This window comes from Burkholderiales bacterium (assembly GCA_036262035.1).
Lineage (GTDB): Bacteria > Pseudomonadota > Gammaproteobacteria > Burkholderiales > SG8-41 > JAQGMV01.
On the sequence record DATAJS010000026.1, the window covers coordinates 22,655 to 35,971 of the forward strand.

Consider the following 13,317-nt stretch of genomic DNA (forward strand, 5'->3'; position numbering starts at 1 on the left):
GGCCACTCCCGTGCAGTCGAAAGCCATCGTTTTAGCCGCCGTCGCCGTCACAGCACTAGCCGCATCCGCCAGCTACGCCCAGAGCTATCCCACCCGTCCCATACGCCTCGTCGTGCCCTTCGGGCCCGGCGGCGGCTCCGATTTCGTCGGCCGGCTCGCGGGGCAGAAGCTGTCGGAGCAGATGGGACAGCAGGTCGTCGTCGACAACCGCGCCGGCGCGGCATCGCTGGTCGGCACCGAGATCGTGCTGCGCTCGCCCCCGGACGGCTACACGCTGCTCCTCGGCGATTCGGGTTTCGGCATCAACCTCGCGTACTACAAGAACGCCACCTACAACGCGGTGAAGGACTTCGCGCCGGTGACCGTGGTGGCCGACACTCCGTACATTCTCGCGGTCAATCCTTCGCTGCCGTATGCCGGCAGTCTCAAGGACCTCATCGCCGCGGCGAAGGCGCAGCCGGGCAAGCTCGCGGTCGGCTCGTCGGGTGCGGGCAGCGGCACGCACTTCACGGGCGAGCTTTTCAGGCTGCGCGCCGGCGTCAACATGATCCACGTGCCTTACAAAGGCGGCGGCGCAGTCCTCGCGGACGTCGCGGCCGGCCACATCGCATCGACCATGACCACGCCGCCCGCGGCGTTTCCGCTGGTGAAGGCGGGCCGCCTGAAGATCCTCGCGGCGGCGTCGGCCAAGCGCAGCCCGCTGCTTCCCGACGTGCCGACGTTCGCCGAGCAGGGCGTTCCGGACGTGCTGGTGAGCAACTGGTACGGGATCATCGGCGTCGGCGGCACGCCCCAGCCGGTCATCAAGAAGCTGCACGACGAGCTCCTGAAAGCGATCGCCTCCCCCGACATGCGCGAGCGCCTCACGGCCAGCGGGCTCGAGCCGCATCCGATCACGCCCGAGCAGTTCTCGAAGATGATCGTGTCCGAAGTCGAGCGCTGGAAGCGCGTCGCGAAAGAGAGCGGCATCAGGCAGGAGTAGCGTGAGAAATCTCACATCGTTTGTGAAAGCGTTGTGAAATTGAGGGGGAATTTGGGGGACGCGAGCGCGCGGCGCGCGGCATCATAGGCAAAAACGACTACCGCGCTCTCGATGAGCAACTCAGCAATCAGCACCGCGCCCTCCGCGCTGCCCAGCCGTCGCACGATGCTCGCCGCCTTTCTCCTGTGCGTGCTCGTGATCAACGCTTTCGCGCTCGGCTCGCTCTATCTCCTCCAGCGCGACCACGACTCGCACCGCCTCGTGCTCGAGGCGGCGCTTGCGCAGGTCCAGGCCGACCCGGCGCGCGCCTCGCAGGAGATGCAGCGGGTCGAAGCGCAGAAGTTTCGCAGCGAGCGCGACCTGCGCATCGTGCTCGCGATGATGGCCGTCGTGTGTCTCGCGATGATCGTGGTGCTGTTCTGGCGCGTGGACCGGCTGTGGGCCATGTGGAAGCGCGCGCTCGCCGAGACCCAGCACCACGCGCATCACGACGACCTGACCGGGCTGCCGAACGCGCGTCTCCTCAAGGACCGGCTCGACGTCGCGCTCGCGTACGCGCGCCGCGTGAAGCAGAAGGTCGCGGTGGTCGCGCTGGATTTCGACGGCTTCACCCGCGTCAACGAGCAGCACGGCAACGGCGCGGGAGACGAAGTGCTGCGCCAGGCCGGGATCCGTTTGCAGAGGCTGTGCCGCGATGCCGACACCGTCGCCCGCACCGCGGGTGACGAGTTCGTGCTGGTGCTATCGGACGTGAATTCGGAAGCCGACGTGCGCGCGTTCGCGGAGCGCCTCATCGCGTCGCTGTCAGCGCCGTACGAAGTGCACGGCGCCGAGATCGCGCTCGGCGCGTCGGTGGGCGTGGCGCTCTTCGCCGGACAGGCGGCATCGGGCGACGCGCTGGTGCGCGCCGCCAACGCCGCGCTCGTCGGCGTCAAGCGTCTCGGTCACGGCCAGGTCGCGTTCGCCTGACCTCACGCCTGCACGATATCGAGCTTGCGGCGATCGCCGAAATGATCGACCAGGACCTGCGGATCGCCGACCTCGACGTCGCCGGTGAAGCCGTGGCCCTTGGCGTCGTGCACAGCCGCCACGATCGTATAGAAGCCCTTGCCGACCGCGACGACGCGACCGTTCGCGTCGAGGCGCGCCCAGCACCAGCGGTGGCCGGCGGCGCCGTCCTCCTCGATGGGCTTCGTGAAGAATCGCCACTCGTAAATGTGCGGATCCATGTCCGGGTGAGAGCAATCTTCGGCCCGACGCGACGATAGGCGCAGAAACAAGGGTTTACACGCCGAATCGCGACGCCGCGCTGTCGCCGCCCGCCTACAGCGCGAGTGCGCCCCGAAACGCGCCTGCCACGTCTTTCCGACTGACGGCCGTCCTTCGCGCGCGTGTCGCCGTCGGGCAACGGCTCTGTTTTTGCCAGACACGGTACGTTCCCGTTAATCTCTCGGCCTTGTTCACACCTCCGGGCCGGGTTCGTCGCACATGCAGATCAGGGACAGCTTTTATTCGCTGCACGCTCAGGGTTTCGTGAGGATCGCGGCGTGCACGCCGCGCATCTGCGTGGGCGACCCCAAAGCGAACGGCGAGGAGACGCTCGCGCTCATGCGCGAGGGCGAAGACCGTCAGGTCGATCTCATGGTGTTTCCGGAGCTCGGGATCAGCGCGTACGCGATCGACGATCTGTTCCTGCAGGACGCGCTGCTCGACGGCGTCGAGGACGCGATCGCACGGCTCGTGGAAGCGTCCAAAGCGCTCTCGCCGGTGTTCGTCGTCGGTGCGCCGGTCCGCCGCAACAATCGCCTCTACAACTGCGCGGTGGTGTTCGCGCGCGGGAAGATCCTCGGCGTCACGCCGAAATCGTTCCTGCCGAACTATCGCGAGTACTACGAGAACCGCTGGTTCGCGCCGGGTGTCAACACCGCCGGACTCGACGTCGAGATCGCCGGCCAGACCGTGCCGTTCGGCACCGATCTCATCTACGCGGCGACCGATCTTCCCGATTTTGTCTTCCACGTCGAGATCTGCGAAGACTTCTGGGCGGCGATGCCGCCGTCGACGCACGGTGCGCTCGCGGGGGCGCTGATCCTCTGCAACCTGTCCGCGTCGAACATCGTCGTCGGCAAGGCCGACGACCGGCACATCCTGTGCGCGTCGCAGTCGATGCGCTGTCACGCCGCGTACGTCTACACCGCAGCCGGTCCGGGCGAGAGCACGACCGACCTCGCGTGGGACGGCCATGCCACCATCTACGAGCTCGGCAGCCTCGTCGCGTGCACCGAGCGCTTTCCGGACAAGAGCCAGATGGCGGTCGGCGACGTCGACGTCGAGCGCCTGCGGCTGGAGCGCATGCGCACGCAGACCTACAACGCTGCGGCGGTGCACGACGGCAACCCCGAGCGCGCTTTCCGCCGCGTGTGCTTCGAGCACAAGCCTTCGTATGCGGATGTCGCCGCGCTCGAGCGCTCGATCGACCGCTTCCCGTTCGTCCCCGACGACCCGGCGCGGCTCGACCGCGACTGCTACGAAGCCTTCAACATCCAGGTCCACGGCCTGAGGAAGCGCATGCAGGTCACCAACGGCGAGCGCCTCGTCATCGGCGTGTCGGGCGGCCTCGACTCGACGCATGCGCTCATCGTCGCCGCGAAGTGCTTCGATTCGCTGGGCCTGCCGCGCACGAACATCCTCGGTTTCACGATGCCCGGCTTCGCGACGTCCGAAGGCACCAAATCGAACGCGTGGAAGCTGATGACCGCGCTCGGCATCACCGCCGAGGAGATCGACATCAAGCCCACCGCGATGCAGATGCTGAAGGAGATCGGGCATCCGTACGCGCGCGGCGAGCCGGTCTACGACATCACGTTCGAGAACGTGCAGGCGGGCTTGCGCACCGATTACCTCTTCCGGCTCGCGAACCAGCGCAAGGCCTTCGTGCTCGGCACCGGCGACCTGTCCGAGCTCGCGCTCGGCTGGTGCACTTACGGCGTCGGCGACCACATGAGCCATTACAACGTGAACGGCTCGGTGTCCAAGACGCTCATCCAGTACCTGGTGCGCTGGGTGGTGAAGACCAACCAGTTCGACAGCGAGACGTCCGACACGCTGCTGTCGATACTGAATACCGAGATCTCGCCGGAGCTCGTTCCCGCGGACGCGAACAACGGCGGCTTGCAGAGCACGCAGCAGAAGGTCGGGCCGTACGAGCTGCAGGATTTCCATCTCTTCTACATCACGCGCTACGGCATGCGGCCTTCCAAGGTCGCTTTCCTCGCGTGGCACGCGTGGCGCGACGTGAAGCACGGCGCGTGGCCTCCGCACTTCGTCGACGAAGGCAAGCACCAGTACACCATCGGCGACATCAAGAAGTGGCTCGGGGTCTTCCTCTATCGCTTCTTCGAGATCAGCCAGTTCAAGCGCTCCGCGCTGCCGAACGGGCCCAAGGTCGTCTCGGGCGGCAGCCTCTCGCCGCGCGGCGACTGGCGCGCGCCGTCGGACGGGAACGCGAGGGTGTGGCTGGATGAATTGGAAGCGAACGTCCCTGACTGATTTCGTCATTCCCGCGAAAGCGGGAATCCATTTTCTACCTTGAACAAAGTCAAAATGGGCCCCGGATCGGCCGGGCCGGCCGTCCGGGACGACGCCCGCGCGAGGCTCACGTGAGCCTCTCGTGCGGCGTCGATTTCGGCACGTCCAACTCCGCGCTCGCGGCCGGCGTCGACGGCGACGTCTCTCTGATCGACCTCGAGCACGGCGAGCCGACGATCCCGAGCGCGATCTTCTTCGACGCCGAGACGAGCCGCGTGAGCTTCGGCCGCCACGCGATCCGCAACTACGTCGAAGGCGCCGAGGGACGGCTCATGCGCGCGCTGAAGAGCATCCTCGGCTCGTCGCTGGTCGACGAGACGACGTACGTGGAAGGCCGCGCGATCAGCTACAGGGACGTGATCGCCGCGTTCCTGCGGCATCTCAAGACCGTCGCCGAGAGCGACACCAACGAAGAGCTGACGCACGTCGTCATGGGACGCCCGGTGTTCTTCGTCGACGACGACCCGGCGCGCGACAAGGCGGCGCAGGAGACGCTTCATACGTGCGCGCGGAGCGTGGGCTTCGAGCACGTCGAGTTCGAGCTCGAGCCGATCGCCGCGGCGCTCGATTTCGAGACCACGCTAGCCCGCGAGACGCTCGCGCTGGTCGTCGATATCGGCGGCGGCACCGCGGACTTCTCGGTCGTGAGGCTCGGTCCCGAAGCGGCGCGCAAGGCGCAGCGTCACGACGACGTCCTCGCCAACCTCGGCGTGCACATCGGCGGCACCGATTTCGACCAGCTCCTCAGCCTGCACTGCGTGATGCCGCTCCTCGGTTACAAGTCGGCGGCTGAAAAGGGCGGCGAGGTGCCGTCGTGGGCCTACTTCGATCTGTCCACGTGGCACAGGATCAACCTGCTCCAGTCGTCCAAGACCCTGCACGAAGTGAAGACGCTCAGGCACTTCTACGTGGAGCCCGCGCTGCACGCGCGCCTCGTCAAAGCGTTGTCCAAGCGTCTGGGCCATCTCGTGCTCGGCCGTGTCGAGGAGGCGAAGATCCGCGCCTCGGGCGCGGGCGAGGGCGCGGTGTCCCTCGACGAGATCGAGGCGGGGCTGTGCGCGAACGTCGATACGATCACCCTGGAGCAGGTGCTCGCGCAGAACGTCGCGTCGATCGTCGAGACCGCACGCCGCGCGGTGACGCTCGCGGGCGTCAGGGAGTCGAGCATCGCCACGCTGTACTTCACCGGCGGCTCGGCCGCGCTGCCGGCGCTGCGGAGGAGCTTCGCGGCGGCGTTTCCCGGCGCGACGCCGGTGTTCGGCGACCCGTTCGGCAGCGTCGCGAAAGGCCTCGGCGTCCGGGCCGCGACGTTGTTCCGTTGATCCGGGGTTATTCGGCCTTGGCGATCATGAGGTGCTTCTTCCACCGGTCCTTGTGGATGCCGATGACGTCGAGCTGGTCGACGTAATAGAGGATCTTGCCTTCGAGCGTGTCGGGAAACTTCGCGGCGCTCGACGAGTGGGTCAGCATCACGTGGCTGATCTCGTGCGGCACGCCTTTCTGCACCGCGAGATGCGCACACCAGAAGCCGTGGCCGTAGTTCCTGCCGATCTCGGTGCGCTTCACCTTGCCTTCGGGCCCCGGCTCGTATTCGACGACCTTGCTCGCATCCTGCAACACCGCGGCGGCGATGAGATGGTCGCGGTTCACCTCGATCCTGTGGTGCTTCGCAAACGCGTCCGCCACCGCGAGCGCCATCTCGACGACGCACTGGGTGTGCGGCAGGTTGGGGTACGGAATCTCGCCCGAAGTGGGCAGGTCGCCGGGGTCGCTCCATTCGGACATCGCCCACAGCTCTTCCCAGATCTCGATCACCGCGCGGCGCAGCTTCTCGTCGCGGATCTGCTGCACTTCGGGGTAGAGCGCGACGACGTCGAGCTTGCGCTTCATCGAATTTCTCCTTACTGCGTGATCGTGATCTTCGCCGCGCGGATCACGTTCGCCCATTTCGGTATCTCTTCGCGGATCAGCCGGTCGAACTCCTCCGGCGTGCTGCCGACGGGCTCGTTGCCGGTGGCGTTCATGCGCTCGACGATCTCCGGCGTCTTCACGATCCTGCGCAGGTCCTCGCTCAGCCGGTTCACGATGGGCCGCGGCGTTTTGGACGGCGCGACGATGCCGTACCAGCCGTTGAACGAGAACCCGGGGACGCCGGCCTCGCTCACGGTCGGCAGGTCGGGCGCGAGGCGCGAGCGCTTCGCGCCCGCGACCGCCAGCGCCCGCAGCTTGCCGCTCTTCACGTGCGGCAGCGTGATCGCGATCGTGTTGAACATCACCTGCACCTGTCCGCCGAGGAGATCGGCGAGCGCGGGACCGTTGCCCTTGTACGGCACGTAGAGAAGGTCGATGCCCGCCTGGAGCTTGAAGAGCTCGCTGCCGAGGTGCTGGGAGCTGCTCGGCAGCGCGGCGATCGAATACTTGCCGGGACTCTGCTTCGCCAGCGCGATCAGCTCCTTCACGTTCTTCGCCGGGACCGACGGATGCACGACCAGCATGCTCTCGTTGGTCGCGAGCTGCGTCACCGCCGAGAAATCGCGCACCGTGTCGAACGGCAGCTTCGGATACAGCGTCGGGTTGACCACGTGGCCCGAGAAGATGAAGAGCAGCGTGTAGCCGTCGGGCGGCGCCTTGGCGACGATGTCGGCGCCGATGTTGCCGCCCGCGCCGGGACGGTTGTCGACGATGACCTGCTGTCCCAGCGACGTCGAGAGCGGCTGCGCGACGAGCCGCGCCATGGTGTCGCCGCCGCCGCCGGGCGAAGATCCGACGATGAGGCGGATCGGCTTGGTGGGATAGCCCTGTGCGGCCGCGGTCGATGCGGCCAGCGCGAGCGTGAGAGCGACAGTCGTTCTGGTCATGCGATGCCTCGATCCTGCGCGACGACGACCGTCGCGCCGAAAGGCGCTTCGATCTCGTGTCGAGCGCCGGCCGGAATGTGCAGCACGCAGTACTGCGGAATGGTGATCGGCTCGTCCTCGAGCATCGCTTCGAGCTCGCCTTCCGCGGCGAACACGAGCTGCTCGTTGTCGGCGCGATAGTTGGAGATTCGCGTGCGCGGCTCCAGCGTGAGCACGCACACGTGCAGGCGCTCGCCGGTGAGCAGCTTGCCGCTCACGCCGTGGGGCAGCGACAGCGCCGTGTCGGGAACGACGTCCGCGCTGCACGTGCGGCCGGCGTTCTCGTCGTGCAGCGCACGCATGTCGTAGACGTAGCGCTTGCCGGGTCCCGGCGGAAGCGATTTCGCCTCCTCGATGGCGTCGGCAGTGCTGATGCGCCGTTCGTGCGCGCGGCTGCCGAAGCCGGGAAAACAGTTCGGTCCGTCGTATTTGCCGTCGACCGGCGGGCCGACGATGCCGTGGCGCGCATCCTTGATCGCGAAGAACACCAGGTCGTCGTCCGGGCACGCGAGTCCGGTGTGCACGAGCGAGCCCGGCGTGTGCAGGATGCAGCCCTTGCGGGCGAACACGCGATCGCCTTCGATGTCGCTCATCATCGTGCCCTGCAGGATGTAGTTGAACTGCTCGTTGGAATGGCTGTGCGCTTTGGCGCCGGTGCCGGCGGCCTGGCGTCCCAGCGTGCAGATGATCGACTGTCCGCTCAGCACCGCGCCGACGGTCGAAGACTTCCCCGTCTCCAGCGTTGCGCCGGAGAGCAGTCTCTTCGCGGTGACTTCGAGGCTCGTCTGTCCTTCGGGCACGCGGTCGAGCCGCGCGAAATCGTAGACGTGCTGGACCTGCGGCTCTACATCCGGAATCTCATCCATCCAACTTCCTTCGACATCATTGGAGCGTAACACCGAGGCGGCGGCCGATGTCGCCCCATTTCTTCGATTCGGCCGCGATCGTTCGCGCGAATTCCTCCGGCGTGTTCGCAAGCACCTCGTTGCCCTGGGAAGCAAAGAGCTTGCGCGCGTCGGGCGATGCGGCGATCGCGTGGATCTCGCGATACAGCGTCTGCACGATGGCCCGCGGCGTTTTGGCCGGCGCCATGAAGCCGTACCAGATCATCGCCTCATAACCCGGGACGCCCGATTCGGCGATGGTCGGCAGGTCGGGCATCGAGTCGATGCGTTGCGCGCCGCCGTGTGCGAGCAGGCGCAGCCTTCCCGCTTTCCAGTGCGGCATGGTCGAGAAGAGATTGCTCATGCCGACCTGGATCTCGTTCGCGAGCTGCGCGGTGGTGTACGCGGCGACGCCTTTGTACGGCACGTGCGTCATCTTCACGCCGGCCATCGAATCGAAGAGCTCGGTCGAGAGGTGAGCGATGCTGCCGGCGCCCGACGACCCGTAATTGAGCTTGCCGGGATTCGCTTTCGCGTAGGCGACGAGCTCGTTCACGGTCTTCGCCGGGACGGTCGGGTGAATCAGCAGGCCGAGCGGCGAAGCGATCAGCAGCGTGATCGGCGCGAAGTCGCGGCGGCCGTCGTACGGCAGTCCTTTCTGCAGCGCCGAGCTGATCACGAAGGTGACCGAGACGACGAGCACGGTGTAGCCGTCCGGCGCCGCCTTGGCGACGACGTCCGCGCCCAGCACACCCGCGGCGGCCGGACGGTTGTCCACGACGACCGGCTGTCCGAATTTCTCCGCAAGCCGTGTCGCGACGTAGCGCGCGGTGATGTCGGTCCCGCCGCCGGGCGCAAACGGCACGACGAGGCGGACGGGACGGGCGGGGTAAGGTTGAGTGGCGGCGAACGTCGGGCTCGCGAGCAGAAGCCCCGCAACGATCGACAACGCGCGATACACGCATGCCTCCACAGGCTGCGGGTCTGACCCCCTGGGGTCAGACCCTGGTTTTCATAAAGCCGCCGCGATCGCGTCGCCCATTTCCCGCGTCCCGGCGTTGCCGCCGAGATCGGGCGTGAGCGACGTGCCCTCCGCGATCACGCGATCCACGGCTGCGGTCATGAGCCGCGCGGCTTCGAGCGCCTTGGGATCCCCACGCTTGCGGCCGAGCCACTCGAGCAGCATCTGTCCGGACATGATCATCGCGTAGGGATTCGCAATGTTCTTTCCCGCGATGTCGGGCGCGGAGCCGTGTGTCGCCTGCGACATCGCCTGGCGCTCGCCGACGCACAGGCCCGGCGCGAGGCCGAGACCGCCGACGACACCGGCGCCTTCGTCGGTGAGAATGTCGCCGAACTGGTTCGTCGTCACCACGACATCGAAGCGATGCGGATTCATGACGAGCTTCATCGCGAAGCCGTCGACCAGGACTTCTTCGAGCGTGACGTCGGGATACTCTTTTGCGACGCGGCGGCACTCCTCGGCGAACATGCCGCACGCGAGACGATACACCGGCTCCTTGTGCACCGAGGTGACGAGCTTGCGCGGACGCGTGCGCGCGATCTCGAACGCCTCGCGCGCGACGCGCGCCGAGCCGGTGCGCGTGATGACGCGCGAAGCGATCGTGATCTCGTCGTTGGGCCTGAACTCGGCATTGCCGGCGACGACGGTGTCGCTCGACTGCATCCCTTCGGTGACTTCGCGCAGGAAGATGATGTCGACGTCCTTGTGCACCGACTTCACGTTCTCGTACGACTTCACCGGCTTGATGCTGGCGAACAGATCGAAGCGCTTGCGCAAAGGCGGCATCACCCACGTCGGATCGCCGCGCGGATACGAGCCGTGGCCGATGGGGCCGCAGATCCAGCCGTCGAGCTTCTCCAGCGCGCGCACGGTCTCGTCGGGCATGGTGTGGCCGTGAAGGCGGTGCGCCTCACGGCCGATCGGCGCCTCGCTCCACGCGATGTCGAGCCCGGTCTTCGAAGCGGCGGCTTTCATCACCTTCACCGCTTCGGGTACGACTTCGAGGCCGATGTCCTCGCCGGGCAGGATGCCGATCTGCAACATTGTCAGTCCCCGGCGAAGGTCTCCTTCAGGCGCGGATACGCGCTCGCAAGCTCCCCGTGGCTGATCGCAGGCGCGTTGCGCACCCACGAGCGGTTGAGCTCTTTCACCGACTTCAGACCCATCAGCCCCATGTTCGCGCGGATCTCGATCTCGAGCAGCTCGAGCATGCGCCGCACGCCCGCCTCGCCCGCCGCCGCGAGCGCGAGGCCCTGCAGCTTGCCGACGCCGACCGAGGTCGCGCCCAGCGCGAGCGCCTTCAGCACGTCGGTGCCGCGCATGACGCCGCCGTCCCAGATCACTTCTGCACGGCCGGCGACCGCGTCGACGACCTCGGGCAGCACCTCGATCGTCGCCTGGCCGTGATCGAGCTGTCGCCCGCCGTGGTTCGACACGTAGATGCAATCCGCGCCGTGCTTGACCGCGAGCTCCGCGTCTTCGCCGGTCGCGATGCCCTTGAGAATGAGCGGCAGCCCCGTCAGCTTTTTCATCCACACCACGTCTTCCCACGTCAGGCTCGCCTGGAACTTCGGATCGCCCGCCGATTCGCGCAGGTTGTAGAGGTTCATGACGTCGCGCTCGCGTCGGCTGTAGTACGCGCGGTCGACCGTGACGCAGATCGCGCGGTAGCCCGCGGCCTTGGCGCGCAGCAGGATGTCCTCACACCACTTCTTGTCGCTGCGCACGTAGAGCTGGAAGAGCAGCGGCTTGTTCACCGACTTTGCGACCTCCTCCAACGCCGGGCGCGCCGCGGTGCTGATGAACGCCGTCGTCCCGTATGCGACCGCGCCGCGCGCGACGGCGACCGCGCCGTCCGGGTCGGCGAGCTGGAGGAAGTTGCCGACCGGCGCGATGAACACCGGGATCGGCATCTTCTCGCCGAGCAGCGTCGCGCTCGTATCCATCTCCGAGACGTTGACGAGCACGCGCTGGCGCAGCGTCAGGCTGTCGAGCGCCATGCGGTTGCGGCGCAGCGTCGCTTCGGAATCCGAGCCGCCGCACAAGGTGTCCCACAGCATGCGCGAGAGGTTGCGCTGCGCGACGATCGCGACCTCCTGCAGCGTCTTGAAATCGGCGCTCGGCTTCGCGGGCTTGCGGTCGAGCTCCACGGCCGGGGCGGCGTCGTTCTTGGCATTCATCAGGGTTCTTGCTCCATCCACAAAAGCGAGGCCAGAAGTTAGCATATCCGGGACCATGCTCCGCACAGTCACCTTGTTCATGCTCCTGCTTCTGGCGACCGCGACTGCGCGGGGCGCGGAGGAAGATGCGAACTACACCTACGGCATCTCGTCCCGCGACGGTCTTGCGATGACGCGGCACGCGAGGCCGGAATATGCGGACACGCTGCGCGAAGCGCGGCCCGACTGCATCGTGGTCAACTGGATCTACGCGGCGCCGGCCGGATCGACGCAGCGCGACTTGCAGGAAGAGGGCGAACGCGCGAACGCCGCGGTCGACGACGAGACGAGCGGCAGCCCCGATGCGGTCGTCGTGGCGAAGACCGTGACTGTGCGCGAGAGCGTCTGGATCATTTACAGCGCCTCGGGGCCGCAGCTTGCCGCGGGGATCGAGCGCCGGATGTCCGCCCTGAGCGGGTCCACTTCCAGCGTCCGCCACGAGAGGGATCCGGACTGGCGCATCTTCGCGAGCTATCTCGCGCGGCTGCGCGAGTAGCGACGATCCGCGCCCGACGCTAGCATAGCGGCGTCGGCAGCCAGCAGGAGGTCGCGATGAAGCTCACCGCCAGCCAGATCGGGCAGTTCGAACGCGAAGGCTACCTCTTCTTTCCCGGGCTCTTCTCTCCCGCGGAGATCGCGGTGCTCAACGCCGAGGTGCCGCGTCTTTACGCACAGTACCGCCCCGAGAACGTCCGTGAGCGCGGCAGCGACGCGGTCCGCACCAACTTCGCCGCGCACATGTACAGCTACCCGTTCGCGAAGCTCGCGCGCCATCCGCGCATGGTCGGGCCGGTGCAGCAGATCTACGGGCGCGAGCTCTACATGCACCAGTTCAAGATCAACGGCAAGATGGCTTTCGACGGCGACGTGTGGCAGTGGCACCAGGACTACGGCACGTGGAAGAACGACGACCTCATGCCCGAGCCGCGGGCGATGAACGTCGCGATCTTTCTCGACGAGGTCAACGAGTTCAACGGGCCGCTGATGTTCATCCCCGGCAGCCACGAGCTCGGCGTCATCGACGCTGCGCACGACGTCACGACCACCAGCTATCCGTTGTGGACGATCGACAACGACACGATCGCGAAGCTCGTCGCGCGCGGCGGCATCGTCGCGCCGAAAGGCCCGGCGGGATCGATGATCCTCTTCCACTCGTGCCTGGTGCACGCGTCCACGTCGAACCTCTCGCCGTGGAACCGGGTCGCGGTCTATCTGAGCCTTTGCGCGTGCGACAACCACATCCGGCGCTTCAGGCGGCCCGAGTACATCGCGCACCGAGATTTCACGCCTTTGGAGCTGTTGCCCGACGATTGCCTGCTGAAGGATTACGACGTGCCGCTGCCGTGGAAGGACGGGACGCCGGAGGCGGCGTTGCACGGGATGGCGGCGTGAGCTGGACGGGCTGCCGCGAGTGCCGCGGATGGTCTGTGCGCATATGCATGTTGCGCCGCGTTCGCTTTTCGAATGTGAACCGTCAGAATGGTGTCGTAAGGAACGGTGGGCTATGAGAAAGGATCGCGGAAAAAAGCATGCTGCAGGGGTTTCGCCGTTTTGCAAAGCGGCTGATAGTTTGTCCACTTCAAGTTGAACTAAACCGCTTCGCGGTGGAAGAACCGAGCCCGCCGCATCTGGTGTGATCCTATGTTGAGAAGCTGAGCTTCATCGCGCGCGCTGCGTGATGGCGTGGTGACGTACAAGCGCAGGGGCCGTCCCTGCGTTCTGT

Annotated in this window: 13 protein-coding genes; 6 read left to right on the plus strand and 7 right to left on the minus strand. The window is 66.7% G+C overall.

Annotated features, from left to right (window positions below; genetic code table 11):
• The first annotated feature begins 10 nt into the window (after positions 1–10).
• Positions 11–982 (plus strand): tripartite tricarboxylate transporter substrate binding protein, encoded by a 972-nt coding sequence (locus VHP37_26225; GenBank protein HEX2829872.1) that lies wholly within the window; start codon positions 11–13, stop codon positions 980–982.
• 111 nt (positions 983–1,093) lie between these two features.
• The gene (locus tag VHP37_26230; protein ID HEX2829873.1) at positions 1,094–1,951 is read left to right on the plus strand and encodes a GGDEF domain-containing protein; all 858 of its coding nucleotides are present in this window, start codon (positions 1,094–1,096) and stop codon (positions 1,949–1,951) included.
• A gap of 2 nt (positions 1,952–1,953) precedes the next feature.
• Here the strand turns inward: VHP37_26230 and VHP37_26235 are convergent, their stop codons facing one another.
• Positions 1,954–2,211, minus strand: a complete 258-nt coding sequence (locus VHP37_26235) for a hypothetical protein (GenBank protein HEX2829874.1) — start codon at positions 2,209–2,211, stop codon at positions 1,954–1,956.
• A 265-nt stretch (positions 2,212–2,476) separates the two neighbouring features.
• Between VHP37_26235 and VHP37_26240 the strand changes: the two genes are divergently transcribed.
• Positions 2,477–4,531 (plus strand): NAD(+) synthase, encoded by a 2,055-nt coding sequence (locus VHP37_26240; protein ID HEX2829875.1) that lies wholly within the window; start codon positions 2,477–2,479, stop codon positions 4,529–4,531.
• A 110-nt stretch (positions 4,532–4,641) separates the two neighbouring features.
• On the plus strand, positions 4,642–5,892 hold the full coding sequence (locus VHP37_26245; GenBank protein ID HEX2829876.1) for an Hsp70 family protein: 1,251 nt from the start codon (positions 4,642–4,644) through the stop codon (positions 5,890–5,892).
• A 7-nt stretch (positions 5,893–5,899) separates the two neighbouring features.
• On the opposite strand, the gene VHP37_26250 is transcribed toward VHP37_26245, so the two are convergent.
• The 6 genes from VHP37_26250 to VHP37_26275 are packed head-to-tail and all read right to left on the minus strand — an operon-like array spanning position 5,900 to position 11,555.
• Positions 5,900–6,460 (minus strand): hypothetical protein, encoded by a 561-nt coding sequence (locus VHP37_26250; GenBank protein HEX2829877.1) that lies wholly within the window; start codon positions 6,458–6,460, stop codon positions 5,900–5,902.
• A gap of 11 nt (positions 6,461–6,471) precedes the next feature.
• Positions 6,472–7,428: a tripartite tricarboxylate transporter substrate binding protein gene (locus VHP37_26255; protein ID HEX2829878.1), complete on the minus strand. Its 957-nt coding sequence runs from the start codon at positions 7,426–7,428 to the stop codon at positions 6,472–6,474.
• Entirely contained in the window at positions 7,425–8,333 is a 909-nt protein-coding gene (locus VHP37_26260; GenBank protein ID HEX2829879.1) for a cupin domain-containing protein, read from the minus strand. The genes VHP37_26255 and VHP37_26260 overlap by 4 nt, the downstream gene beginning before the upstream one ends.
• Before the next feature lie 16 nt (positions 8,334–8,349).
• Positions 8,350–9,312 carry a tripartite tricarboxylate transporter substrate binding protein gene (locus tag VHP37_26265; protein ID HEX2829880.1) on the minus strand — a complete coding sequence of 321 codons (963 nt, stop codon included), beginning with the start codon at positions 9,310–9,312 and terminating at the stop codon, positions 8,350–8,352.
• 51 nt (positions 9,313–9,363) lie between these two features.
• Positions 9,364–10,419 carry an isocitrate/isopropylmalate family dehydrogenase gene (locus VHP37_26270; protein ID HEX2829881.1) on the minus strand — a complete coding sequence of 352 codons (1,056 nt, stop codon included), beginning with the start codon at positions 10,417–10,419 and terminating at the stop codon, positions 9,364–9,366.
• A gap of 2 nt (positions 10,420–10,421) precedes the next feature.
• Positions 10,422–11,555, minus strand: a complete 1,134-nt coding sequence (locus tag VHP37_26275; protein HEX2829882.1) for an alpha-hydroxy acid oxidase — start codon at positions 11,553–11,555, stop codon at positions 10,422–10,424.
• A gap of 55 nt (positions 11,556–11,610) precedes the next feature.
• Here VHP37_26275 and VHP37_26280 point away from each other — a divergent pair, with 55 nt between their 5' ends.
• Positions 11,611–12,090 (plus strand): hypothetical protein, encoded by a 480-nt coding sequence (locus VHP37_26280; GenBank protein HEX2829883.1) that lies wholly within the window; start codon positions 11,611–11,613, stop codon positions 12,088–12,090.
• 56 nt (positions 12,091–12,146) lie between these two features.
• Positions 12,147–12,986 carry a phytanoyl-CoA dioxygenase family protein gene (locus VHP37_26285; GenBank protein HEX2829884.1) on the plus strand — a complete coding sequence of 280 codons (840 nt, stop codon included), beginning with the start codon at positions 12,147–12,149 and terminating at the stop codon, positions 12,984–12,986.
• Positions 12,987–13,317 lie beyond the last annotated feature (331 nt).

Coding starts and splice junctions, on each gene's coding strand:
- VHP37_26285 (HEX2829884.1), top strand. CDS start 12,147: ATGAAGCTCACCGCCAGCCAGATCGGGCAGTTCGAACGCGAAGGCTAC.
- VHP37_26280 (HEX2829883.1), top strand. CDS start 11,611: ATGCTCCGCACAGTCACCTTGTTCATGCTCCTGCTTCTGGCGACCGCG.
- VHP37_26250 (HEX2829877.1), bottom strand. CDS start 6,460: ATGAAGCGCAAGCTCGACGTCGTCGCGCTCTACCCCGAAGTGCAGCAG.
- VHP37_26230 (HEX2829873.1), top strand. CDS start 1,094: ATGAGCAACTCAGCAATCAGCACCGCGCCCTCCGCGCTGCCCAGCCGT.
- VHP37_26270 (HEX2829881.1), bottom strand. CDS start 10,419: ATGTTGCAGATCGGCATCCTGCCCGGCGAGGACATCGGCCTCGAAGTC.
- VHP37_26255 (HEX2829878.1), bottom strand. CDS start 7,428: ATGACCAGAACGACTGTCGCTCTCACGCTCGCGCTGGCCGCATCGACC.
- VHP37_26275 (HEX2829882.1), bottom strand. CDS start 11,555: ATGAATGCCAAGAACGACGCCGCCCCGGCCGTGGAGCTCGACCGCAAG.
- VHP37_26260 (HEX2829879.1), bottom strand. CDS start 8,333: ATGGATGAGATTCCGGATGTAGAGCCGCAGGTCCAGCACGTCTACGAT.
- VHP37_26235 (HEX2829874.1), bottom strand. CDS start 2,211: ATGGATCCGCACATTTACGAGTGGCGATTCTTCACGAAGCCCATCGAG.